Genomic DNA, 23,120 nt, shown 5'->3' with positions numbered 1-23,120 from the left:
ACGGGTCTCATTTCCTGGGGTGGGGAGGCGACCCGTCAATCGGGCCGCCGCTATCTTACCCGCCCGGTCCAGGCTGCTCGTCCCCGCCCGCCTCCCGCGGCTTCCCAGGCGCACTTCCGGGCGCTGTTCCGGGTGGTCCCTTCGCCTCCCGACGGCGCGGCACGCGCAGCCGCAGCGCGCCCGGCGCGGGCGGCAGGACGTTCTCCCACCGGCCGGCCAGCGTGGTCGCCACCTTCTCCGTGACGTGCTCCGTGAGCTCCGCCCGGGCGGCGCGACGCTCGGCGCGCACGATCTGCCGGTGCTCCACGCTGAGCTCCTTGACGATGGACACCGCCATCCCGATGAGGACCAGCGAGAACGGCAGGGCGATGAGGATCGCGGCCGTCTGCAGCGCCGTGAGCCCGCCCGCCAGGAGCAGCGCTGCCGCGACCAGGCCCTCGAGGATCGCCCAGAACAGCCGGCTCCACAGCGGCGGGTTCGGGTCGCCGCCGTTCGCAAGCATGTCGACCACGAACGACCCCGAGTCGGACGACGTCACGAAGAAGATGACCACCAGCACGATGCCCGCCACGGACAGCCACGTCCCGGCACCCGGCAGGCTGTCGAAGAGCTGGAACATCGCCGTGTCGGTGTTCACGCCTCCGGTCGCGGGATCCAGCATGCTGCCGGGCTCCGTCATCTCCTGGTGCAGCCCCGCTCCCCCGAACACGCTGAACCAGATCGTGGCGACGGCCATCGGGACGGCCAGCGTGCCCAGGACGAACTCGCGCACCGTGCGCCCGCGCGAGATCCGCGCGATGAAGACGCCCACGAAGGGTGCCCAGGAGATCCACCAGCCCCAGTAGAAGATCGTCCAGCTCGACTCCCAGGCCAGGCCCTCGTCGCCCCGGAAGGCCAGGGTGTCGAACGTCATCTGGATGACGTTCGCGAAGTAGTACCCGAACGACTGCACCCAGCTGCGCAGGATGAACAGGGTGGGGCCCAGCACCAGCACGACGGCCAGCACGACTCCTGCGAGCACCATGTTCCCGTTGGACAACCACTTGATGCCCTTGGACAGGCCCGAGGCCACCGAGAACGCCGCGAGCGCGGTGATCGCCGCGATCAGGCCGAGCTCGAGGGCGGTGCTCGGCTCCACGACGTCGAGATAGCCCAGGCCGTGCGCCACCTGCAGCACGCCCAGGCCGAGGGAGGTCGCGACGCCGAAGACGGTGCCGATGATCGCCACGACGTCGATGACGTTGCCCAGCCAGCCCTTGACGCGGTCGCCGAGCACCGGCTCGAGGGCCCAGCGGATCGACACGGGACGGCCCTTGCGGTGGATCGCGTACGCCAGCGCGAGACCGGCCACCACGTAGATCGCCCAGGCGTGGATGCCCCAGTGCACGTACGTCTGCGAGATCGCCGCCTGGGCGAGGGCGGCGTCGTCGCCGGTCACGCCGGGCTTCGGGGTGACGAAGTGGGACAACGGCTCGGACACGCCGTAGTAGACGAGCCCGATGCCCATGCCGGTGGCGAAGAGCATGGAGAACCACACGGGGAGCTTGAAATCGGGCGCCTCGTCGTCCGGGCCGAGCACGATGTCGCCGAAGCGGCTCAGCCCCATCCAGATCGCGAAGATGACGAAGGCGGCCACCAGGAGCACGTAGTACCAGCCGAAGGCGCCGATCACCTCGCCCTGGAGCGTGGTCATCACGGCGTCGGTGGCGTCGGTGAAGAGGACCGCGACCAGGACGAACAGCAAGATGATGCCTGCTGCCGGATAGAAGACCCCGCGGGCCAGCGTCGATGCCCCTGCCATGCCCTTCACCCTGACGCCGGGTCCGCCCCTCGGCAAACGGACGACGGGGGCCGACGCACGACCTGGTCGTGCGCCGGCCCCCGTCGGGCCACGCCGGGGCGTCAGCCCGCGATCGCCGCGCCCTCCAGCCCCGCACCGGGGATGGCGGCGAGCAGGTCGCGCGTGTACTGCTGGCGCGGGTTGTCGAACACCTCGTCGGTGGTGGCCTGCTCCACGACCCGACCGTTCTGCATCACGACCACCGAGTCGGCGATCTGCCGCACGACCGCGAGGTCGTGGGTGATGAACAGGTACGAGAGCCCCAGCTCCTCCTGAAGGTTCCCGAGGAGCTCCAGGATCTGCGCCTGGACGAGCACGTCGAGGGCCGACACGGCCTCGTCGAGCACGATGACCTCGGGACGCAGGGCGAGCGCACGCGCGATGGCGATGCGCTGCCGCTGACCGCCGGAGAGCTCGTTCGGGAAGCGGCGCATCGCCGACTGGGGCAGCGACACCATGTCGAGGAGCTCCCGCACCCGCTTCTCGCGCTCCCTCTTGCCGCCGACCCTGTGGAGGGCCAGGGGCTCCTCGATCGACCGGAAGATGGAGAACGTCGGGTCGAGCGAGCCGTACGGGTTCTGGAACACCGGCTGGATGCGCCGCCGGAACGCGAAGGCCTCCTTGGGCGAGTACTTCGCGACGTCCGCGCCGTCGAACTCGACGACCCCGGAGGTCGGGTCGAGCAGGCCCAGCACCATGTTCGCCGCCGTGGACTTGCCGGAGCCGGACTCGCCCACCAGGGCCAGCGTGTGGCCACGCTGGAGGGTGAAGCTCACGTCGTCGACGGCCTTGAAGTCCGTCGACGCCCCCGGGCGTCCGCCACGGATGCTGAAGACCTTCGTGAGGTTCTTCGCCACGACGATGTCCGACTGCGCCGCCTTGCCGGCAGCCCGGAGCGGGACCGTCGCCTCGAGGTCGGGCGCCAGCAGCTCGTCCGACTCCTCGCCCTGCTCGTGCGCCACCTGGATGCGGCGGGACGCGAGCGACGGCGCCGAGGCGACCAGCCGCTGCGTGTACGGGTGCTGCGGGTTCGCGAGGATCTGCTGGGCCGGGCCCGACTCGACGACACGTCCCTTGAACATCACCACGAGGTGCTCGGCGCGCTCCGCGGCCAGGCCCAGGTCGTGCGTGATGAACAGGACGGCGGTGCCGAGCTCCTGCGTGAGCACGTCGAGGTGGTCGAGGATCTGCCGCTGCACCGTGACGTCGAGGGCCGACGTCGGCTCGTCCGCGATGAGGAGCTTCGGCCGCGAGGCCAGCCCGATCGCGATGAGCGAGCGCTGGCGCATGCCGCCCGAGAACTCGTGCGGGAACTGGCGCGCCCGCCGCTCGGCGTCGGGCAGCCCGGCCTCCTGGAGCAGGCCGGCGACACGCTCCTTGCGCTCCCGCTTGCCGCCCTCGAAGCCGTTGGCCTTGAGGGCCTCCTCGATCTGGGTGCCGATGCGCCACACCGGGTTGAGGTTGGACATCGGGTCCTGCGGGACGAGGCCGATGTCCCGGCCGCGCATCGCCTCGATCTCCGTGCGGGGCAGGCCCACGATCTCGCGACCGTCGAACGTGATGCTGCCGCCGGTCACCTTGCCGGTGCCGGGCAGCAGGTCGATCACGGCGTGCGCGGTGGTCGACTTGCCCGACCCGGACTCGCCGACGATCGCGACCGACTGACCGGGGTACACGGTGATGTCGGCACCGCGGACGGCGTGCACGACGCCCTCGGAGGTCGTGAACGACACCTCGAGGTCGCGGATCTCGAGCAGGGGCTTGTCGGTCCCCGCCTCGTAGCTGCGGCCGGCGCCCTCACCGACGGGCTGGTTGCCGTTCGTCACTGGGAACTGTGTCGTCATCGCTTCCGTGCCTTCGGGTCGAGGGCGTCGCGCACGACGTCGCCCATCATGATGAAGCCGAGCACCGTGATGGCCAGGCCGGCGGCCGGGTAGAAGAGGATCTCGGGGGCCTGGCGGATCGCCCGCTGGGCCTGCGCGATGTCTCCACCCCACGACACGGTGCTGGGCGGCAGGCCGATGCCGAGGAAGCTCAGCGTCGCCTCCGCGACGATGAACGTGCCCAGCGCGACCGTGGCGTACACGATGATCGGTGCGGCCGAGTTGGGCAGCACGTGCCTCAGCAGGATCTTGCCGCGCCCCATGCCGAGCGAGCGGGCGGCGGTGACGAACTCGTTGTTCTTCACGGACATCACGGTGCCGCGCGTGATGCGGGCGATCGACGTCCACCCGAAGGCGGCGAGCACCAGGGCCACCGTGAAGCTGGTCCGGTTGGTGGTGATCGACATGATGACGATGGCGGCCAGCACCAGCGGGATCGCGAAGAAGATGTCGGTGATGCGCGACAGGATGACGTCGAACCAGCCGGCGAAGTAGCCGGCGACGGCCCCCATGATGGTGCCGAGGATCACGACCATCGCCGTGGACATGACGCCGACGAGCACGGACGCGCGGGCACCGTAGATGGTGCGCGCGTAGATGTCGCAGCCCTGCTTGTCGAAGCCGAACGGGTGCCCGGGCTCGGGGCCGTCGAGCGACTTGGCGAGCTCGCAGTCGAAGCGGGGGTGCACGGACGTGAACCAGCCGGGGAACGCCGCCACCGTGATGACGAGCAGGATGATCACGGCCGCGACCCAGAACATGGGGCGGCGGCGCATCTGGCGCCACGCGTCGCGCCAGAGGCTGGACGGCGCCTCGTCCGTCTTGACCGCGTCGACGGCACCGAGGCCGCCCTCGTCGACCTCGGCGGCGAAGTGCTCCTGCCCGGGGCGCGGTCGCCGTCCGCCGGGCACGGTCTCGTATCGGTTCTCAGGCATAACGGATCCTCGGGTCGAGGGCGGCGTAGAGGAGGTCGACGAGCAGGTTCGCCAGGATGTAGACGATGACCAGCACGGTCGTGAGCGAGACGACGGTGATGTTCTCGCCGCGGATGATCGCCTGGTAGAGCGTCCCCCCGACGCCGTTGATGTTGAAGATGCCCTCCGTCACGATCGCGCCGCCCATGAGGTTGCCGAGGTCGGCGCCCAGGAACGTCACGACGGGGATGAGCGAGTTGCGCAGCACGTGGCGGCCGGTGACCTGCGAGCGACGGAGCCCCTTGGCCCGCGCGGTGCGGACGTAGTCGGCACTGAGGTTCTCCGCGACCGACGTGCGGGTCAGGCGGATCACGTACGCGAACGACGTCGCTGCCAGCACGATCGCCGGTAGCAGGAGACTGTAGAAGTTGGGGTCCCTGCCGACGGTGACGGGGAACCAGCCGAGCTTCACACCCATCACGAACTGCAGCACGAAGCCGATGACGAACGTCGGGACGGAGATGACGAGCAGGCTGATCACCAGCACGGTGCCGTCGAACCAGCCGCCCTTGCGCATGCCGGCGAAGAGGCCGAAGAGGACGCCGAAGACGGCCTCGATGACGAGCGCCATGATCGCGAGCTGGAACGTGACCGGCAGCGCCGCGCCGATGACGTCCATGATGTCCTGACCTCGGAAGTCGACGCCGAAGTCGAGCGTGAAGACGCCCTTGAGGAACAGCAGGTACTGCACGATGAACGGTTCGTTCAGGTTGTACTGCTCGCGGATCTGGGCTTGCACGGCCTCGGGGAGACCGCGCTCCCCGCCCAGGCCTGCCACGGGGTCTCCGGGCCGCAGGAACACGAGTGCGTAGAGCAGGAGCGTCGCTCCCAGGAACACAGGGATCACCTGTAGGAGCCTGCGTCCGAGATACCAGAGCATGTGTGTTGTCTCCTCGTTCGCCCCGGGATTCCCAGGGCCACGGGTTCAAGTTTCGGGCCTCGTTGCCAGGACGACGGCCACGACGGGGTGTGGCCAGGACAAGGATAGGGGGCAGGGTGTGCTGCGTCGGCACACCCTGCCCTCCGGACGTCGGCGGGCCGGCCGCGAACCTACCGGACGCGGCCGGCCGTCACCGAATCGGGCGTCAGCCCTGCTTCGTGACCTGGTACAGGATCGGGTCGCTGTCCCAGCCGAAGGTGACGTTCTCGACGTCCTCGCCGAAGCCGCCGGTGGCGTTCTGGTACCACAGCGGGATACCAGGCATGTCACCGAACAGGATGGTCTGCGCCTCCTGGTAGGCCTTGATCGCGGCCTCCGGGTCGGTCGCGCCGTTGCCCTCCTTGAGCTTGGCGTCGAACTCCTTGTTCGAGTAGCCCATGTCGTTCGAGCCGGCGTTCGTGCCGTAGATCGGCCCGAGGAAGTTGCTCAGCGCCGGGTAGTCGGCCTGCCAGCCGCCACGGAAGAGGCCCTTGATCTCCTTGTTGTCACGCGCGTCGAGGAACTCGTCGAAGGTGGCGTACGGGTCGAACTCGCACCCGATGCCGAGCGTGCTGCGGACGTTGTTGCAGACGGCGTCCACCCAGGTCTGGTGGTCGGAGTCGGCGTTCGAGGCGATCTGCAGCGTGAAGTCCTTGCCGACCGGGTCCTCGCCCTCGGCCTGGTCCCAGAGCTTCTTGGCCTCGTCGGGGTTGTACTCGAGCACCTCGTTGCCCTCGATCTGGTCGGACCAGCCGTCGATGACCGGCGACGTGAAGTCCTTCGCCGGGGTGCGGGTGCCGTTGTAGATCGTCTCGGTGATCTGGTCACGGTCGATCGCCATGGAGATGGCCTGGCGGCGCAGCACGCCCGCGTCGCCCTGGAACTCCTTGACGTACTCCGGGACGTTGACGACCTGGATGACGGCCGCGGGCTGGTTGACCGCGCGGTCGCCCAGCTCGTCCTCGAACGTCGCGAACGACGACGACGGCACGTTCTTCACGATGTCGAGCTGACCGCCGAGGAGGTCGTTGTACGCCGTGTCCTCCTCGGTGTAAGCGACCAGGTCGGCGCCGTCGTTCTGCGCCTTGCGCTCGCCCTGGTAGTCGGGGTTCGGGCGCAACTCGATGACCTCGTTGTGCGTCCAGTTCTCGACCTGGTACGGGCCGTTGCCGATCGGCTTGTCGGCGAACGCGTCCGGGTTGTCGAAGAACGCCTCCGGGAGCGGCATGAACGCGGAGTAGCCCAGGCGGATCGGGAAGTCCGACTCGGGCTGGGCGAGCTTGACCGTGAACTCGGTGTCGCTGACGACCTTGAGGCCGCTCATGGTCTCCGAGGCGGGCTTCTCGCCCTCCTTCGGGCTGCCGTCCTCCTGCAGCTGGTCCTCCGCGAAGTTCACGTCCGCGAAGCCCTCGATCGGCTCGAAGAAGTAGCTGAGGTTCTGGGCGTTGGGCCCGTACGCGCCGTAGTTCCAGGCGTCGACGTAGCTCTGCGCCGTCACCTTCGAGCCGTCGGTGAACGTCCAGCCGTCCTTGATGGTGATCGTCCACGTCTGGTTGTCGTCAGACTCGATGGACTCCGCCATGTCGTTCTGCGTCTGGCCGTCGGCGTCGTAGTAGACGAGGCCCGCGAAGATGTTCGAGATGGCCAGCGAGCCGTTGGTCTCGTTCGTCATCGTGGGGATGAGCGGGTTCTGCGGCTCGCCGTTCTGCACGGTGATGATGCCGGCGTCGGAACCGCCCCCGCCGGCCTCGGGGTCGTCGCCCGAACCGCCACCGCACGCGGACAGCACCAGGGCCGAGGCGAGGGTGAAGGCCCCGATGCCTGCAAGTCGTCGTCGAGGTGTCACGTGTCCTCCTGAGTTGAGTCGCTCACCGGCGGGGATCACCCCTCGGTGAGGTGCAGGCGCGTGTGCCCGCGCACTGCACTGTGCGCGGGTGACTCTAGTCACGGTTCAGGGCCCGGACATACCCTTCGCCCGCTTTGCGCCCGGAACCGTGACCAATCCGGTATCTGGGCGCAACCTCAGGGACACGACCGGCGGCCGGCCCCGGACGCCGTCATACCGTCACCAACCGGCCCTCGCGGACCACGAGGACGCGGTCCGCCATGGCCACCAGCTCCGGGTCGTGGGTCGCCACGACGGCGGCCACCCCGCGCGAGTGCACCAGGTCGCGCAGCAGCGCCATGACGCGGGCGGCCGTCGTCGAGTCCAGCTGGCCGGTCGGCTCGTCGGCGAGCAGCACCCGCGGACGGGCGACGAGCGCCCGCGCCACGCCGACCCGCTGCTGCTGCCCGCCCGAGAGCTCGTCCGGGCGCTGCTCGGCGTGGTCCGCGAGGCCGACCGCCTCGAGCGCCTCCGCGACCCGGGCCGCCCGTTCGGCGGCGTCGACCCGTGCCAGGCGCAGGGGCACCTCCACGTTCTCGGCCGCCGACAGCACCGGGATCAGCCCGAACGACTGGAACACGAAGCCGATCTCGGTGCGGCGCACCGCGTGCAGCTCGTCCTCGTCCAGGCCGCCCAGCTCGCGCTCGACGGCGCCCGGGCCGCCCGGTGCCGTGGGGTCGGCGCCGAGGTGCACCGTCCCCGTGGTCGGGCGGTCGAGCCCGCCGAGCAGGTGCAGCAGCGTCGACTTGCCGGAGCCTGACGGCCCCACCACCACCACGAGCTCGCCGGCTCCGACCTCGACGGACACGTCCTCCAGCGCCCGCACCTCGCCCGCGCCGCTGCCGTAGACGCGCGAGACGCCCTCCGCGCGCAGCACCGTCGTCGTCGTGACGCTCATCGCCGCTCCCCCGGTCCCCGGCGGCCGTCCGGCCGGACCTCGACGTGGTCGGGCTCCAGGGCGAGGCGCACCCGGTCCCGCAGGGCCAGGGCGCTGACGAAGTCCTGCGGCAGCTGCAGGCGCCCCACGCGGTCCAGCACCGCGAACTCCTCCGCGACGTGCCGCTGCGCGCCGTCCTCGTCCACCTCCGTGCGGCGCAGCACCTCCGTGGACGTGCGCCCGTCACGGATCTGCACCGTCCGCGCGACGTGCTCCGAGACGGCCGGGTCGTGCGTGACGATCAGCGTCGTCACCCCGGTCGCCGCGTTCACCCCGCGCAGCGCCTCGAGCACCTCGACGCTCGTCGCCTCGTCCAGCTCCCCCGTGGGCTCGTCCGCCAGCAGCACGCGCGGCGCGCCCGCCACCGCGACGGCGATCGCGACCCGCTGCTGCTGCCCGCCCGACATCTGGCCCGGCCGCCGGTCCGCCACGTGCCCGACGTCGAGCAGCTCGAGCAGCTCGGTGACGCGCGCCGCGCGCGCGGCCCGGGAGCCGGAGCGCGCGATCTCGAGCGGCACCCGGACGTTCTCGGCCGCCGTGAGGTACGGCAGCAGGTTCCGCCCGGTCTGCTGCCAGACGAACCCGACGGTGGAGCGCTGGTAGCGCACGCGGTCGCGCCGCGTCATCGCCAGCAGGTCCGTGCCCGCGACCACCGCGGAGCCCGCCGTCGGCAGGTCCATGCCGGACAGGATGTTGAGCAGCGTCGACTTGCCCGAGCCCGACGCCCCGACCACGGCGACCAGTCCCCCGCGGTCGACGGTGAGGTCCAGCCCCTGCAGCGCCTGCACCTCGATGCCGTCCGTGGCGAAGATGCGCACCAGCCCTCGGCAGCGGATCTCGCCGGGCTCCGACCGGGCGGCGTCGGCCGCGGGCCGGCCTGCCCCCTCCTCGGTCACCACCATCGCGTCACCACCGTCCCGTCGCCACCGTGTCGTCGCCACCGTGTCGTCATCGTCGTCGCCGTCGCCCATCAGCCGTCCTCCCTCATTCCGCCGCCTCCCGCAACCGCTCCGGCGTCGCGCCGCGACGCCCCGCGACCGCCGCCAGCACGGCTCCGACGACCACCGTCGCCACGAAGCCGACCGCTCCCCCCAGCACGAGCACCGGGTCGACCGCGAGCGCGGGCTGCGGCCCGCCCCCGGTCAGCGCGGTCAGGTCCACGCGGGCACGCAGCAGGGCGGGCACCGCGACCCCGACCAGCGCCCCCACGAGGAGCGCGCCCAGGGCCCAGGGCGCCACCTCCCACGCGACCAGCCCGCGCGCCTCCGAGCGCCGCACCCCCATCGAGCGCAGCACCGCGAGCAGGCGCTCCCGGTCCGGGGCGGCCAGCACCAGGGTGAGGGCCACGGTGAGCGCGACCAGCACGCCCGCCAGGGCGACGGAGACCCGCGCCCCGGTCGCGATCCCCCGGGCCGCCGGCGACTCCAGGAGCTCCGCGGCGACCGTCGTGCGGTCGTCGACGGTGGCGCCCGGCACGGCGTCGCGCAGCGCCGCGGCGACCCGCGCCGGGTCCGCGCCAGCGTCGAGCGCCACGAGGGCGGTGCGCGGCTCGGTCGCGTAGTCGAGCGGGCCGGCGAGGACGCCCGCGTCGAGCACGAGTGTCGACGGCGCGTCGATCACGCCGGGCACCCGGTCCGTCGCGCCGGCCACCACGACGTCGGCGCTCTCGTCCTGCAGGTCGAGGACGAGCCCGGTGGTGCCCGCCGCGACCTCCGGGACCCGCAGCGAAAGGACCGGCAGGGCGCCGTCTGCGGCCGGGCGGGACAGCTCCGCGACGTCGAGCGGGGCGTCCGGCACCTCGGCCTGCACGGCGGCGAGCTCCACCGCGTCCACGGCGACCACCTGCACCGAGCGGGTCCGTCCGTCGGCCGACCTCAGGTGGCCGGTCTCGGGCACGCGGGACGCCGTCGCCACCGCCGTGACGCCGTCCACCTCGCGCAGCGTCGTCACGGTCTCCTCGCCCAGCGCGGGTCCCGAGACCCGCAGGTCGGCCCCCAGCTCGACGTGCGCCTGGCGCGCCACGCCGGCGTCCACGGTCGACAGCAGCACCGCCGACGAGGCCCCCACGGAGACCGCGAGCACCAGGGCGAGCGCGGGCACGACGCCGCCGGCCGGGGCACGGGTGGCCCTGGCCGCCCCCAGGAACGGCACCAGGTCGCGGCGCCGGGACAGCAGCCGCTCGAGGCCGCGCGCCAGCAGCGGGATCAGGCGCACGGCGACCAGGGCGGCAGCGGCGGCCACGAGCAGCGGGGTGGCCGCCACCAGCGGGTCGACCCCGCCGTCTCCCGCACCCCCGACGACGCCGCGGCGCGCCAGGAGCACCGCCGCGAGCGCCGCGACGCCGACCACCGCGAGCTCCGCCGTCCGCCGCCACGGTCCGCTCTTGCCCGCGGCGAGGTCCCTCCGCTCGCCGCGCAGCGAGCGCGGCACCGTCACGGCGGCGGCCGCCACGGCCGGCGCCAGCGCCGCCGCGACGGCCCACGTCAGCTGGGTCCCGGTCACGGCGCCGGGGCGGACCAGGAGGCCGAGCAGCACGCCGACGACGGCGGCCGGCAGGCTGACGGCGAGGCCCTCGCACGCCGTGAGCAGCCGCAGCCGGGCGCCGGTCGCGCCGCGCGCGAGCAGCACCGCGAGCGCCGACCGGCGCCGCTCCACGACCAGGCGTGTCGCCAGCACCACGACCGCGGCGAGCGCGCCGAGCGGGCCCACCACCAGCACCGCGAGGACGGCGTCGGTGGTCACGCGCTCCCGCAGGAGCGCGTCGAGCACGTCCGAGAGGGCGGTGCGCGCCTGCAGGACCACCGGGTCACCGGGCACCACGGCCAGCGTCTCGTGCGTGAGACCGCGCACCTGGTCGGCGAGGAGCGCGACGTCGTCGGACCGGAGCCCTGCGACCGTCACGGGGTACCAGAGCTCGGTCTGCGCCTCCCGGAAGGCGAGGGAGCCGATCATCGCCGGGTCGACGTAGACGGCCGCCGTCGCGATGGTGGCGCCGTCCGCGGTCACGCTCAGCTGGGCGTCGCGACCGAACGGCTGGTGGTACCAGGTGCTCGCACCGGGGTCGACGGGCTCGGTGAGCCCGACGACGCGCAGCGGGGGGAACTTCCAGACGTCCACGGCGTAGGTGCCGCCGAGCTCCCACCCGAGCGTCTCGGCGGCCGAGCTCGACAGGACCACCTGCACGGGTTCATCGCCCTCCGGCCCGTTGAAGCTCGTGACCACCGGGGTCGCGGCGGGCCACTCGCCCTCGACGAGCCGCAGGTCCTCGGTCATCCGCGCCGACGCCCGCATCACGACCTGCGGGACCTGGATCCCGGACCCGGGCACCTGCTCGGTCACCGTCTTCCGGGAGGAGACGGCGAACGACGGCTCGCCGAGCACGTCGCGCAGCGGCTGCGGCCGCTCGTCGCGCAGCCGCACCATGCCGTCGAGGAACTCGTCCCACTGGGGCTCGGGCGGCACGGCGGGCTCGCTCGCCGGCCCGGTCATGACGGCGTCGGTGGCCGACAGCCCCCCGCCGGGGACCACCGACGACCGGGACGAGACGTCCCGGCGCTGGGGCGAGAGCTGCTCGGTGGCGTAGGTGACCTGCTCCGAGCGCATCTCGCCGATCGCGCGGGTGGCGACGGTGGCGGCGCCCGCCCCGAGCACGGTCACGACGGCGAGGACCAGCGCGGTCCCCCACGCGGAGCGCAGGTGGCGGCGCAGCAGCAGCCACAGCATCAGCGCACCTCCTCCCGGTAGCCGCCGTCGCGCGCCTGCGCGGCGACCGCGGCCCCCACGACCAACGCGACGGCGGCCAGACCCGCGACGAGGACGCCGCCGGGCACGAGCGCCGCCGCGGGCGAGTACGCCGTGTCCGGGGTCGGGACGACGGCGAACCCGGTGAGCGTGGCCGCGGCCAGGCCCGGCACCGTCGCGGCCGCCAGGGCCCACCCGGCCAGGAGCCCCGCGACCAGCGCGGCGGCCGTGACGACGGCCAGCTCCGTCGCGCGGCTCGCCCCCTGCGCCCGGGGCGGGAGCCCGACGGCGCGGAGCACCGCGACCTCGCCGCGCCGCTCCCGCACGCCGGCCACGCTCACGGCACCCACGCCGACCAGGGCGAGCGCCGCGGCCGCGAGCGCGGCGACCCCGAACGCCTGGCGCACCGGCCCCGCGGCGTCGGCCCCCTCCGACCCGGTCGACGTCGTGATCTGGACCGGCACCGTCCCGGCGGCGTCCTGGGCGGCCGCCGCCAGCCGGTCGACGTCGCCGCCGGGCGCGGCACGGACCCACGTCTCGGCGGCCCCGGGGACCACCGTCGCGAGGTGCAGGGACGCCGCCTGGAGCTCGTCGAGCCGCACCATCGCCGCACCCTGGTGCAGGGAGCCCGGCACGACGTCCACGACGTCGACCACCTGCACGGGCAGCCGCCCGCCCTCGCCCAGCGGCACCTCCGTCGTGCCCCCGGTGGTGACGTCGAGCAGCCTGGCCAGGTCCTGGGACAGGACGGCGCGGGCCGGCTGCCGTCCGGAGCCCGCCACCATCGCGCGGAACGGCGAGGGCATCGCCTCGTGGTCGGCCTGGGCCGCGAAGCTCAGGCCCGTGCCCGGTCGGGCACCGAAGGCGACGTTCGGGTCGTCGCGGGCGGGGGCCCAGTCGGCGCCGGCGACGTCGATCTCAGCCGTCGCGCCCTCCTCGGTGGTGGCGTCCAGCCCGTCCACGGAGAGCCGCAGCGTGGTGAGCGCGCTCGGCGAGCTCGGCAGCCGGGTGTCGAGCGCGACGACGGTCCACGCTCCCGGCGCGCCGTCGGTGCCCGGGGGCGCGGCCGGCACGTCGGCCCGGAGCTCGACCGTGCTCTCGTCGGGGCCGATGGGGCGGGTGTCGACCCGCCCGCCGCCGGGGTCGCCGTCGAGGTCCACGTCGAGCTCCTCGACGTCGACGCCGACGACCTGTCCGTCCGCGTCGGCGAGCCAGAGCCGGAGGGTGATCGTCGAGTCCTCGAGCACGAGGAGCTGCCCCCGCTCGGACGGCGCCGACGCGGTCGCCTCCTCGAGGGACGCCCAGGTCGCGGGCTCGCCGCCCGCCGCGCCCGTGGCCGCCTCTGCCGTGGCCGCCTCGTCGACGACGTAGTACTGCCCAGTGGCGCGCAGCACCAACCCGGTCGTGCCGGCCGGGAGCCGGGGGTTGTCCGCGTACGGGCCGGGGCCGTCCAGCGCCGCCGCGATCTCGTCGACGCCCTGCTGCCCGTGCGGCCCGCGGGCCACCGCGGCGACCCGGTCGGGCGGCACGCCCGTGGTGGTCAGGGGGATGCCGTCCACGACCGCCTCGGACACCCGCACGGGGGCGGCGTCCGCCGCCCCCGGCAGCGCCGCGTACATCGCGGCCGGCCCGGGCGCCCCCTCCGTCGCGACGACCCGCACGTCGCTGCCCGCGGCCACGCCGGCGGCCGCCGCCCGCAGGTGCTGACCGGTCCCTGTGTACGCGGACGCGAGCACCGCGCTCCCCGCGGCCACCACCACCAGGACCACGGGCACCGCCGTGACCGCGAGCCGCCGGGCCACCTGCCGCGCCGCGAGCACCCGCGTGCCCGGGCGGCGCGCGGTGAGCGCCGCCCAGGCCCGCGACAGCGGGCCCAGCAGCGCCACCGCCACGACGGCCGCGGCCGCGAGGACGAGAGCGGGCGCCGCGGCGGCCGCCGGGTCGGTCTGGCCGCCGTCGGGCGTGGGGACGAGGGGCGAGCCGTACCGCCGCAGCAGCCACGTGGTGACCCCGGCGGCCACCGCCACCAGCACGACGGTCCCCCACGTGGCGGCCCGCCGCGCACGACCCGACCGGTCCGTGTCTCGCAGCGCCGCGGCGGCCCGGGCCTGCAGGCCGCCGACCGCCACCAGCAGGAGCAGCGCACCCGCCGCCGTCGCCACTACCGAGGGCGCCAGCGTCCCCGCGAAGGATCCGGCGAGGGTGCCCTGGGCCGCCAGCACGGCCGCCGCCGCGCCCGCACCCAGCGCCGCGCCGACCACCACCACCAGGACCGCCTCGGACGCCGCGGCCGCCGTCAGCTGGCCCGCCGACGCCCCGCGCGAGACCAGGAGGTGCACCTCCCCCGCCCGGGTGGCCGCGAGCAGCCGCGCCACCTGGGCGACCGCGACCGCGCCCGCCAGCGCCAGCACCAGCATCGGGACGAGGGCCACGGCCGACGCCGCGGCGGCCGCGGCGGCCGCGTCGGCGGCCCGCTCCCCGAGGTCCCCGGTCACCGTCGCGCCGCGCACGGCGACGGCGTCGTCGGCGAGGACCGTCTCGAGGAGCGCGTCGGACCCGGCGGCGAGGACGGCGAGGTCGGCGGTGCCGATGGCGGCGACGTCGGGCGTGAGCGTCCAGCGCACGAACGGGTCGTCGGAGTCGTCGTCGGGCACCTCCTCGCGGACCAGGTCGTACGGCGCTGGGGCGAAGAGCGCGTCGACGTCGCTGCGCAGCGCGGCGTCCTGTGCCGCGGCGTCCGCCTGCGGGGCGAGCCGGGTGGTCACCTGCACCTCGGCCGGGACGTCGCCCCGGGTCAGCCCGTCGTGGACGACGTCCGCCTCGGCGGCGCGGACCGCTCCGACGGCGGTGCCGAGCGCCGCCGCGACGGTGGCGACGAGCAGCGCGACGAGGACCAGCAGCCCGCGGCGTGCGCCCGAGCGGCGTGCCAGCAGCCGGGCGCGGCTCACCGGCCCGCCCCGACGGCGTGCGCTCCGCGGGCCGCGGTCACGGGCGGTGCCCCCGCTTCTCGTTGCCGCGCCGGTAGTTGCCCGTCGCGCGGGCCAGCAGCTCCTGGTCGGTCTCGGGGTCGCGGCCGAGCAGCGCGGCCAGGCGGGCGGCGCGCGCCCCCGCGACCGTGACGACCGGGCGGCCGCCGCGGCTCACGAGCACCTTGCCGTCCTTGGTGACCCGGTGCTCGAACGGGTCGTCCTCGAGGCCCACGGAGTCCCCCTCAGCGACGCCACTCGAAGGGCGTGGTGGTGGAGACCTTGACCAGGCCGGAGCGCTCCAGGATGGGGCGGGAGAACTCGGTCGAGTCGCTGTGCAGGTACGTCTTGCCGCGCTCGACGGCGGATCGGGCGCGCGCCGCGGTCAGCGCGCGGTAGATGCCGCGCCCCCGCCACTCGGGGCGGGTCGACCCGCCCCAGAGCCCGGCGAACTCGGTGCCGGGCACGGGCTCGAGCCGGCCGGCGCTGACCATCTGCCCGTCCGCCTCCGCGACCCACAGCTCCATCTCGGGGTCGCGCTCCTGGCGCCGGAGGATCTGGTCGGCGTGCCCCGACGTGGCCGGGTCGTCCCCGAAGACCTCGTCCGCCATCGCGGACATGGCGCGCACGTCCGCCTCCGCGGTGACGCGGCGCAGGGTGACGCCGGCCGGCAGCGGGACGTCCGCGACGAGGAGCCGCGCGTCGCCGATCATGATCGACTCCGGCTCCTGGGGCAGGAAGCCGTGGTCGACCAGGGCCTCGTGCAGGCCGGGGGCGACGTCGTGACCACGGGTCTTCCACTCGGCGTTCGTGATCGTGGCGTCGTCGCGGAAGTGCGCGAGGGCCGCGGCGACGAACCCCCGGATCGTCGCCGCGTCGGCGCCGCCGAGATCGCGGTAGGTGACGAAGCCGCGCCTGCCCGTGAACGTGACGAGGCGCAACGGTCCGAGGCGGGTCACGGCGACGGCGCTCGGTGTCTCGGCGTCGGTCCTCAGCTGGTCGTCGTAGGCGGCGAGGAGGCGCGCGACGTCGACGTCGGCAGCAGGTGCGTTCACGGCGGACACCCTTCCAGAGCCCGGGCACGCGGGGCAACGGTTTTCACGGGGATGCATGGAGCGGGCATGGGCTTCCGGTCCGCTAGCATCGGCGCCCATGACCGAGCGCGACGGCTACGTCGACCGTCTGCGCGCCCTGGTCGGCCACGACCCGATCTTCCTGCCCGCCGCCTGCTGCGCCGTCCTGCGGGACGGCGCGGACGGCGCGACGCGGGTCCTGCTGCAGCAGCGCGGCGAGCCCGGCGGGCCGTGGGGCCTGCCCGGCGGCGCCCTGGACCTGGGCGAGACGGTCGCGGAGGCCGCCGTCCGCGAGACGCGCGAGGAGACCGGGCTGGACGTCGAGCCCCACGCCCTCCTCGGCGTCTTCTCCGGCGCCCGGCCCCACACCTACCCGAACGGCGACGTCGTCCAGTCGGTCGTCACGGTGTTCGTCGCCCGCGCGCTGTCCGGGGAGCTCACGGTCGACGGCGCCGAGACGCGCGCGCTGGGCTGGTTCGCCCTCGACGCCCTGCCCGAGCCCCTCTTCGGCCCGCACGTGCCGATGCTCGACGCCCTGGTCGCCGGGCGCCGCGGCGTCTGGGACTGATCGGGACGGCGCCGGGCGTCAGGGGCGGGCGCCTGCCAGGTCGGCGTCCGACCACAGGGCGGCCGACGCGTGGCCCAGCAGCAGCTTCGGGTAGTACGTCCATGCGAACCAGGGCGCGACGCGCGACGGGCCCAGCACGGCGTCCAGCGCCAGGCCACCGGCGGTGAGCGCGACGCCGAGCGCGCGCCGTCGCGCGGGGTTGCGGCGGACGACGACCGTCGCCGCCATCAGGTAGGCGTACTGGGCGACGGCCCATGCCGCCGGGGGCACCCGACGCGGGGGCCCTTCCGCCCTCGCGTCGAGCCACGCCACCGCCGCCGGGTGCACGTGCAGCGCCGCGAACCCGTAGTGGGCCGCGGCCCCCTGTCCCGGCCGCTCGTACCACCGCGCACAGGCCCGCGTGTTGTTGACGTAGGCGCCGCCCCAGAGGTCGACGGCGAGCAGGCAGGCCGCACCTGCCCGGGCCCGCCCTGCGCCGCGGGTCCGGGCGACCAGCGGGGCCGCCACCGCCCCGACGGCCGTCGTCGCGGCCGTCAGCGCGTGGTTCGTCGGCGTCGCCTCCGGCCCGACGAACTCCCCCCAGGCGCGCCGCAGCGTCGCACCGAGCCCTGTCATCCCACGCTCCCGCCGTCGGTCCGCCCCGCGCCCGTGGAGCTGCCCCCGGCCAGGTCGTCCCAGACCACGAAGACCGACCCGTCGTCGACGTCCGCCCCCGCCGCGCGGTAGGTGGCGAGCGCCGCGGCGTTGTCCGCCTCGGTGCCGGTCCACATGCCGCGGCACCCGCGGGCGAGGGCCACGTCCCGCAACGCCGCGAGCAACGCCGTCGCCACCCCTTGGCGGCGCCACGCCGCGTCGACGCCCAGCTCGTACAGGAAGAGCTCCGCGTCTTTGTCCGGGTGGCGCATCTCCACCCCCGACACGAACCCGACGTCGCTCCCGTCGGCCGCGCGCGCCAGCAGCACGACGTGGCCCGGGCGGCGCAGCGTGTCCGCCGCGCCCTCCGGCGAGACCGGGCGATCGAAGAGGTACGACGCCGCGACCAGCTCCGCCGGGTCCGTGACCTGCACGACCGTCCATCCCGCCATGGAGACGATCCTCGCCCGGGGCGCCCGCGCGGGCCACGCGAACGCCGAAGGATGTCACCGACAACAGTCCGGCACCCTCCTTCCCCACCATGACCGTGCAGGCGATGCAGGTGACGCAGGCGGTGGAGTCGGTGACGGCGCTGCTGCCGAGCTACGCCGCGCTGCTCGGCTTCCTCGGCGCCTCCCTCGCGACGCTGGCCGCCCCCGGCCCGTCGATCGTGTACGTCGTCGCGCGCTCCACCGCCCACGGACGCCGCGCCGGCCTGTACTCGATGGCCGGCCTGGAGACGGGTGCCGCCCTGCACGTGGTGGCCGCGGCGGCCGGGCTGGCCGCCCTGCTGGCGCGGTCGCCGGCGCTGTTCGACGTGGTGCGCTGGACCGGCGCCGCCTACCTGGTGTGGCTCGGGGTCCGCGAGCTGCGCGCGGCCCGGACCCGGGCCACGGCCCCGGGCGACGCCACCGGCGAGGGCGCCGCGCCGGCGTCGCCGCGCCGCTGGCGGCTCTTCGCGGACGGCGTCCTGGTCGACGTCCTCAACCCGAAGACCGCCCTGTTCTTCCTGGCCTTCCTCCCGCAGTTCGCCGACCCGGCGCGCGGGGCCGTCGCGCCGCAGCTGGCGCTCCTCGGCGGCCTCTTCGTCGGTCTCGCCGCCCTGGTGGACTCCTCGTACGTCCTGCTCGCCGACCGGATGTCGTGGCGGCTGCGCGGGTCGGAGCGCGCCCGGCGCAGGCTGGGCCGCGCGTCCGGCGGGATCTACCTGGCGCTGGCCGGCACCGCGGTCGTGGTCTGATCGCCGCGCGGCACCGAGTTCATCGGCGCCAACCCCTCGCTCGCGGCCATCCAGGCGGCGAACGTCACGGCACCCAGCTCGAACGCCACGAGCCGCCGGTCCCAGCGCCGGCCCGGGCCGGTCGCCGCACGCACGAGCGCCAGGCCGCCGGCCAGGTTGGCCGCGCCCCACACGAGGTTGACCAGCGGCGACGACCCGCGTCCCGCCAGCGGGGTGAGGTGCTCCCGTCCCGTCGCGGCCGACGCCAGGTGCGGCGCGCTGTTGGCCACGAGGAGTCCGCCGACGAACGAGGCGAGATGACGGCCCCGCGTCGGGGGCACGGGTGCGGGTCGGCTCATCCGCCGACGTTCCCAGGCCTGCGGAGGCCGCGCAAGCCCGTCCGACGCACGGAGACGGCGTCGGGGGGCCGGTCCGGCAGCGGCGCTCAGAGGTGCCGGGCGACGACCGCGCGCCGGGGTCGCAGCCACCAGCCGCGCCGGTCCGCCTCGACCAGCAGGCGCAGCAGCAGCCCGCCCACCAGCAGCCCGCCCACCAGGTCGCTGATCCAGTGCCAGCCGAGGTAGTAGGACACCGCGACCGCGTTGAGCGCGACCAGGCCGACGCCGAGGCGCAGGGTCGTCATCGTGCGCGACGACGCGTTCGTCCAGCGCCCGACGAGGTAGACGGCCGTGCCGTAGATCAGCACCGCCTCGGCCGCGTGGCCCGACGGGAAGCTGATGCCGGCCCAGCCGAGGGGGCGCAGCCCGCCGTCGAACAGGTCGGCGTCGTCCGTCGTGGGCGCCGGCCGCGCGAGGACCACCTTGAGCAACCCCACACCTCCGTAGAACGCCAGCTCGGCCATGGCCGCGCACCACAACGGGCGCCACGTGCGGTGCCGCCACGAGAGGGTGGCCGCGACGGCCAGCAGGACCGGCAGGCAGACCGCCTGCCCGGCGATCGGGTCGAGCACGTGCTGGATGAAGGGCTGCAGCCCCGGCGTCAACAACCTGGCCCAGTACCCGTGCGCGTCCTCGTCGACGCCCCGGAACGGGCCGGCCGCCAGGAGCGTCACCACCACCAGCCCCACGAGGAGGGCGGGCGCCGAGGTCAGCCGGCCGAGCGGGTCCTCCGGCTGCCGGGAGTGCCCGGCTCGGGTAGCGACGCGCGAGCTGTCGAGGGCGCGCGCGGGCGCATCAGGAGCCTGGAGCAACATCGCGCCCAGGGTAAGCAGCCCGGCTGGGCATCACCTGGTCGAGCGCGTGTGGTGTGCCGCACGTCCTCCGTCGGCCCCGGTCAGGCGCGCGGCGCCAGCGCCGACGCGAGCCACGCGTTGCGGGTGCGCAGCAGGCGCGTCATGTACCGGGTGAGCACCAGCCGCTCCACCAGCCGCCCCAGCGGCCCGGCCGGGGCGGCGAACTCCACCGTGTCCGTCATCCGGGTGCCGCCGGGCGTCGCCTCGAACCGGTGCTCGTGCCACCAGCGGCGGAACGGCCCGGCCACCTGCTCGTCGACGAACCAGTGCGGGGCGTCGTGAGCGCTGATGCGCGACGTCATGCGGAACGGGATGCCGAAGTGACGCGCCCGCCACGTCACCGTGTCGCCGGGCCCCATGACGCCCGACGTCACGCCCGCCACCGCCCGCTCCCCCGAGCGGCGCATCGACGCCGTGTGCACGTCCACGGACAGGCTCGCCGCGAAGCACGCCTGCGGGGACGCCGGGATCTCGGTGGTCAGCGTGATGGTCGGCACCCGGCGATGGTAGGCCCACCGCTCCCGAGCGCCGTCACGCCCGCGGCAGGGGCAGCCTCGCGGGCACGTCGTCGCGGCTGCGGCCGTAGACGCGCATCGCGACCGTCTGCCGCTCGAAGAACTCGCCCAGCCTCGCGGCCACGGGCGCCGCGACGCCGACGTCGTCCAGCGCCCGGCGGAACAGTCCGACGCACGCCTCGTCGAGCTCCGCGTGCTCCCCGTTGCCCGCGTGCATGCGCTGCACCGTCGACTCGTCCCCGTAGCCGCCGGTGTACAGGCGCGGTCCGCCGAGCGCCTCGGCCAGGTACGCGGCGAGGCGCTCGTCGTGCTGCGGGTGCAGCGTGCCGTGCGAGAACGGGTGCGCCGCCACCGGGTCGGCGAGGCAGAGCGCGTTCCAGCGGCGGCACACCGCCAGCAGGACGTCGAAGCCCCCGACGTCGTCGTACAGGGTCATGCCTCCCAGTATCCACTCCGCGCACCCGTCGACACCGTGTGAATCGGGATTCACACGATCGGTGATTTCCGGCCGTCGCACTGCCTCACTCGGGCACGACGGCGGACGAGACGACGCGAGGGAGCCCACGATGCCCGACCTGCTCGACCCGGTGGCGACGACTTCGCAGGCCTCAACTACCGGCCACGCTGTCGAGGAACGCCAGGGCGCGCTCACCCAGGAGCGCGGCCGCCGCGGGGTCGTGCCCCCGCAGCGACCGGTCGGCGAACAGGTGCGCCGTGCCCGAGTAGAGGAAGAGCTCGGCCGTCGGCACGGAGCCCGCGAGCGCGCGGGCGGACTCGAGGTCCTCCGCGAACCAGTCGTCGTCCACGCCGCCGTGGATCTGGACGGGCAGACCGTCCGGCCAGGTGCCGAACTCCTCGACCGGGAGGCACGCGTCGACGAAGAGCGCGCCGACGGCGCCCGGCCGCGTCTGGGCGAGCCGCTGCGCCGGCATGACCCCCATCGAGAACCCCGCGTAGACGAGCTCCGCGGGGAGGTCCTCCGCGGCGGCGACACCCCGGGCCATCACCGTGTCGAACCCGAGCTCTTGGGCGTGGGCGACGCCCGTCTCGACGTCGTCGAAGGTCCGGCCGTCGAACAGGTCCGGCACGTGCACGATGTGCCCCGCCGCGGCGAGCTCGTCGGCGAACGCCCGGATCCCCGGCGTCAGCCCCTGGGAATGGTGGAACAGGACGATCTCGGCCATGGCCCCTCCTCGAGGATCCGCAGTACGATCCAAATACATCGAACGTTCCAGAACGTTAGTATCGTCGACCATGGACGGCAAGACCCCCGACTACGAGCTCGAGGACCGGATCGCCCTGACCAGCCCCGACCAGGTCCGGGCTCTCGGCAACCCGCTCCGCACCACGATCCTCGGCCTGCTCCACGAGCGCGCGGCGAGCGTCACCGAGCTCGCCGGCGCGGTGGGGCGCCCGAAGAGCACGGTCGCCCACCACGTGAAGGTCCTCGCCGACGCCGGGCTGCTGCGGGTGGTCAGGACGCGCCGGGTCCGCGCCGTCGAGGAGGCCTTCTACGGCCGGACCGCCCGGCTGTTCTACGTCGCGCTCGAGGGATCGGGCGACAGGGCCGACGGCGCGAGGCCGGTGGACTTCAACGACTTCGAGGTCGCGGCCCGCGAGTCCCGGCCCGCGTACCTCGAGGGAGAGCTGTGGGGCTTCCTGCGGCACGCGCGGATCGACGAGGCGCAGAAGCAGGAGTTCTGGCAGCGCATGGCGGCGCTCGTGGAGGAGTTCGACGCCCTCCCCCGCCGCGGCGACGTCGTGCACGGGTTCGCCGTCGGCGTCTACCCGGTCGCGGACTACCCGCAGCTCCCACCGGCGTCGCACGACGAGCGGGGCACGGGAGCCGTCGCCGGACGACGGCGGTCGGAGTAGCGTCCTGCCCAGGTGTCCGACGACCGCGACGGGACGAGCGACGATGAGTCACTACCTCATCTACTTCAACCAGCAGTGGGTGGGCGACCACGACCCCGCGTGGTTCGCCGAGCGCGGGCCGCTCGCCAACGCCGTCGTGGACGACATGAGGGACGCGGGCGTCCTCGTGTTCGCCGCCGGCGTGGACGAGGACGACGCCGCGGCCTTCACCGCCGACGCGACCAGCGGCACGCCGGTGGTCACCGCCGGGCCGTTCGCCCCGGCGGAGCAGCGCATCGGCGGTCTGACGATCATCGACGTCGCGGACGACGACGACGCGAAGGCGTGGGGCGGCCGGGTCGCCGCAGCCTGCGGCTGGCCTCAGGAGGTCCGTCGGGTCGTCTGAGCGCGCTCACGACCGCCGTCGCCGCGGCAGCGCCGCCGCGACCAGGAGCGCCGGACCGGCGACGAGGGACCACGGACCGGGGCCGGCGGGAGAGAGCACGACCTCGGGGTGCACCCGCAGCACGTTGACGGCCAGAGCGCCGCAGAGGACTCCGGCGACGAGGACGACGACGCGCGCGCCCCGCCCGGCCCCACGACGCGAGTACCGCCACGCGACGGCAGCGATCGCCCACAGCGCGAGGCTGAGCCCCGCCCCGAAGATCAGGAAGAGCGGCCAGGAGGCCTCCGGGTCGGCGGCGAAGCCGACGGCGTTCGTGACCGTGTGCGCGACGCCCAGCCCCGCCAGGGCGAGCGCCCCGACACCACCGGCGATCCGGCGGGGGCGGGAGAACGGGAGGGTCCGGTCGAGGGGGCGCGTGTCGGTCGTGGTGTCCATGCCTCCAGGCTGACCGGCTC

Annotated in this window: 23 protein-coding genes; 4 read left to right on the top strand and 19 right to left on the bottom strand. The window is 74.4% G+C overall.

The genetic code is table 11. The features are described 5' to 3' along the window. Positions 1 to 55 precede the first annotated feature (55 nt). The 11 genes from ACFCZN_RS13360 to ACFCZN_RS13310 form a co-directional block, all read right to left on the bottom strand. Positions 56 to 1,801 (bottom strand): BCCT family transporter, encoded by a 1,746-nt coding sequence (locus ACFCZN_RS13360; RefSeq protein ID WP_429762533.1) that lies wholly within the window; start codon positions 1,799 to 1,801, stop codon positions 56 to 58. Between the two features lie 101 nt (positions 1,802 to 1,902). Beyond that, positions 1,903 to 3,684 carry a dipeptide ABC transporter ATP-binding protein gene (locus ACFCZN_RS13355; RefSeq protein ID WP_429762534.1) on the bottom strand — a complete coding sequence of 594 codons (1,782 nt, stop codon included), beginning with the start codon at positions 3,682 to 3,684 and terminating at the stop codon, positions 1,903 to 1,905. After that, the gene (locus ACFCZN_RS13350; protein WP_429762535.1) at positions 3,681 to 4,658 is read right to left on the bottom strand and encodes an ABC transporter permease; all 978 of its coding nucleotides are present in this window, start codon (positions 4,656 to 4,658) and stop codon (positions 3,681 to 3,683) included. The genes ACFCZN_RS13355 and ACFCZN_RS13350 overlap by 4 nt, the downstream gene beginning before the upstream one ends. Next, positions 4,651 to 5,577 (bottom strand): ABC transporter permease, encoded by a 927-nt coding sequence (locus tag ACFCZN_RS13345; RefSeq protein WP_429762536.1) that lies wholly within the window; start codon positions 5,575 to 5,577, stop codon positions 4,651 to 4,653. Before ACFCZN_RS13345 ends, ACFCZN_RS13350 begins: the two co-directional genes overlap by 8 nt. Before the next feature lie 205 nt (positions 5,578 to 5,782). After that, complete coding sequence (locus ACFCZN_RS13340) at positions 5,783 to 7,462, bottom strand: ABC transporter substrate-binding protein (protein WP_430557096.1); 1,680 nt, start codon at positions 7,460 to 7,462, stop codon at positions 5,783 to 5,785. A 211-nt stretch (positions 7,463 to 7,673) separates the two neighbouring features. Then, on the bottom strand, positions 7,674 to 8,399 hold the full coding sequence (locus ACFCZN_RS13335) for an ABC transporter ATP-binding protein (RefSeq protein ID WP_430557095.1): 726 nt from the start codon (positions 8,397 to 8,399) through the stop codon (positions 7,674 to 7,676). Then, positions 8,396 to 9,340 carry an ABC transporter ATP-binding protein gene (locus ACFCZN_RS13330; protein WP_430557109.1) on the bottom strand — a complete coding sequence of 315 codons (945 nt, stop codon included), beginning with the start codon at positions 9,338 to 9,340 and terminating at the stop codon, positions 8,396 to 8,398. The genes ACFCZN_RS13335 and ACFCZN_RS13330 overlap by 4 nt, the downstream gene beginning before the upstream one ends. 82 nt (positions 9,341 to 9,422) lie before the next feature. Further along, the gene (locus ACFCZN_RS13325) at positions 9,423 to 12,161 is read right to left on the bottom strand and encodes an FtsX-like permease family protein (RefSeq protein WP_430557094.1); all 2,739 of its coding nucleotides are present in this window, start codon (positions 12,159 to 12,161) and stop codon (positions 9,423 to 9,425) included. Then, entirely contained in the window at positions 12,161 to 15,127 is a 2,967-nt protein-coding gene (locus ACFCZN_RS13320) for an FtsX-like permease family protein (RefSeq protein ID WP_430557093.1), read from the bottom strand. The genes ACFCZN_RS13325 and ACFCZN_RS13320 overlap by 1 nt, the downstream gene beginning before the upstream one ends. A gap of 37 nt (positions 15,128 to 15,164) precedes the next feature. Next, positions 15,165 to 15,380: a hypothetical protein gene (locus ACFCZN_RS13315; protein ID WP_430545067.1), complete on the bottom strand. Its 216-nt coding sequence runs from the start codon at positions 15,378 to 15,380 to the stop codon at positions 15,165 to 15,167. A gap of 10 nt (positions 15,381 to 15,390) precedes the next feature. Continuing rightward, positions 15,391 to 16,200 carry a GNAT family N-acetyltransferase gene (locus ACFCZN_RS13310; RefSeq protein WP_430557092.1) on the bottom strand — a complete coding sequence of 270 codons (810 nt, stop codon included), beginning with the start codon at positions 16,198 to 16,200 and terminating at the stop codon, positions 15,391 to 15,393. Between the two features lie 97 nt (positions 16,201 to 16,297). Between ACFCZN_RS13310 and ACFCZN_RS13305 the strand changes: the two genes are divergently transcribed. Continuing rightward, complete coding sequence (locus tag ACFCZN_RS13305; RefSeq protein WP_430557091.1) at positions 16,298 to 16,786, top strand: NUDIX domain-containing protein; 489 nt, start codon at positions 16,298 to 16,300, stop codon at positions 16,784 to 16,786. 18 nt (positions 16,787 to 16,804) lie between these two features. Here the strand turns inward: ACFCZN_RS13305 and ACFCZN_RS13300 are convergent, their stop codons facing one another. Continuing rightward, positions 16,805 to 17,401, bottom strand: a complete 597-nt coding sequence (locus ACFCZN_RS13300; RefSeq protein ID WP_430557090.1) for a hypothetical protein — start codon at positions 17,399 to 17,401, stop codon at positions 16,805 to 16,807. Further along, the gene (locus ACFCZN_RS13295; RefSeq protein ID WP_430557089.1) at positions 17,398 to 17,871 is read right to left on the bottom strand and encodes a GNAT family N-acetyltransferase; all 474 of its coding nucleotides are present in this window, start codon (positions 17,869 to 17,871) and stop codon (positions 17,398 to 17,400) included. The genes ACFCZN_RS13300 and ACFCZN_RS13295 overlap by 4 nt, the downstream gene beginning before the upstream one ends. An 89-nt stretch (positions 17,872 to 17,960) precedes the next feature. Here ACFCZN_RS13295 and ACFCZN_RS13290 point away from each other — a divergent pair, with 89 nt between their 5' ends. Continuing rightward, entirely contained in the window at positions 17,961 to 18,659 is a 699-nt protein-coding gene (locus ACFCZN_RS13290; protein WP_429762545.1) for a LysE family translocator, read from the top strand. On the opposite strand, the gene ACFCZN_RS13285 is transcribed toward ACFCZN_RS13290, so the two are convergent. The 5 genes from ACFCZN_RS13285 to ACFCZN_RS13265 form a co-directional block, all read right to left on the bottom strand. Next, the gene (locus tag ACFCZN_RS13285; RefSeq protein ID WP_430557088.1) at positions 18,623 to 18,997 is read right to left on the bottom strand and encodes a hypothetical protein; all 375 of its coding nucleotides are present in this window, start codon (positions 18,995 to 18,997) and stop codon (positions 18,623 to 18,625) included. The genes ACFCZN_RS13290 and ACFCZN_RS13285 overlap by 37 nt on opposite strands. A gap of 86 nt (positions 18,998 to 19,083) precedes the next feature. Then, complete coding sequence (locus ACFCZN_RS13280; RefSeq protein ID WP_429762548.1) at positions 19,084 to 19,851, bottom strand: phosphatase PAP2 family protein; 768 nt, start codon at positions 19,849 to 19,851, stop codon at positions 19,084 to 19,086. Positions 19,852 to 19,931: 80 nt separating this feature from the next. Continuing rightward, entirely contained in the window at positions 19,932 to 20,387 is a 456-nt protein-coding gene (locus ACFCZN_RS13275) for an SRPBCC family protein (protein ID WP_430557087.1), read from the bottom strand. 34 nt (positions 20,388 to 20,421) lie between these two features. Continuing rightward, positions 20,422 to 20,841, bottom strand: a complete 420-nt coding sequence (locus ACFCZN_RS13270; protein ID WP_429762550.1) for an oxidoreductase — start codon at positions 20,839 to 20,841, stop codon at positions 20,422 to 20,424. A 172-nt stretch (positions 20,842 to 21,013) separates the two neighbouring features. Then, complete coding sequence (locus ACFCZN_RS13265) at positions 21,014 to 21,589, bottom strand: dienelactone hydrolase family protein (protein WP_430557086.1); 576 nt, start codon at positions 21,587 to 21,589, stop codon at positions 21,014 to 21,016. A 70-nt stretch (positions 21,590 to 21,659) separates the two neighbouring features. On the opposite strand from ACFCZN_RS13265, the gene ACFCZN_RS13260 reads away from it, so the two are divergent. Continuing rightward, a complete protein-coding gene (locus ACFCZN_RS13260) occupies positions 21,660 to 22,280 on the top strand; it encodes an ArsR/SmtB family transcription factor (protein WP_430557085.1) in 621 nt (206 codons plus the stop codon). Between the two features lie 43 nt (positions 22,281 to 22,323). Further along, the gene (locus ACFCZN_RS13255) at positions 22,324 to 22,665 is read left to right on the top strand and encodes a YciI family protein (protein WP_429762553.1); all 342 of its coding nucleotides are present in this window, start codon (positions 22,324 to 22,326) and stop codon (positions 22,663 to 22,665) included. Positions 22,666 to 22,671: 6 nt separating this feature from the next. Here ACFCZN_RS13255 and ACFCZN_RS13250 read toward each other — a convergent pair whose 3' ends face one another. Beyond that, on the bottom strand, positions 22,672 to 23,100 hold the full coding sequence (locus ACFCZN_RS13250; protein ID WP_429762554.1) for a hypothetical protein: 429 nt from the start codon (positions 23,098 to 23,100) through the stop codon (positions 22,672 to 22,674). Positions 23,101 to 23,120 lie beyond the last annotated feature (20 nt).

The organism is Isoptericola sp. NPDC056134 (assembly GCF_042264825.1).
GTDB lineage: Bacteria > Actinomycetota > Actinomycetes > Actinomycetales > Cellulomonadaceae > Isoptericola > Isoptericola nanjingensis.
The sequence above is the reverse complement of the archived record's forward strand: the minus strand, read 5'-3'. Positions and strand labels throughout refer to the sequence as shown.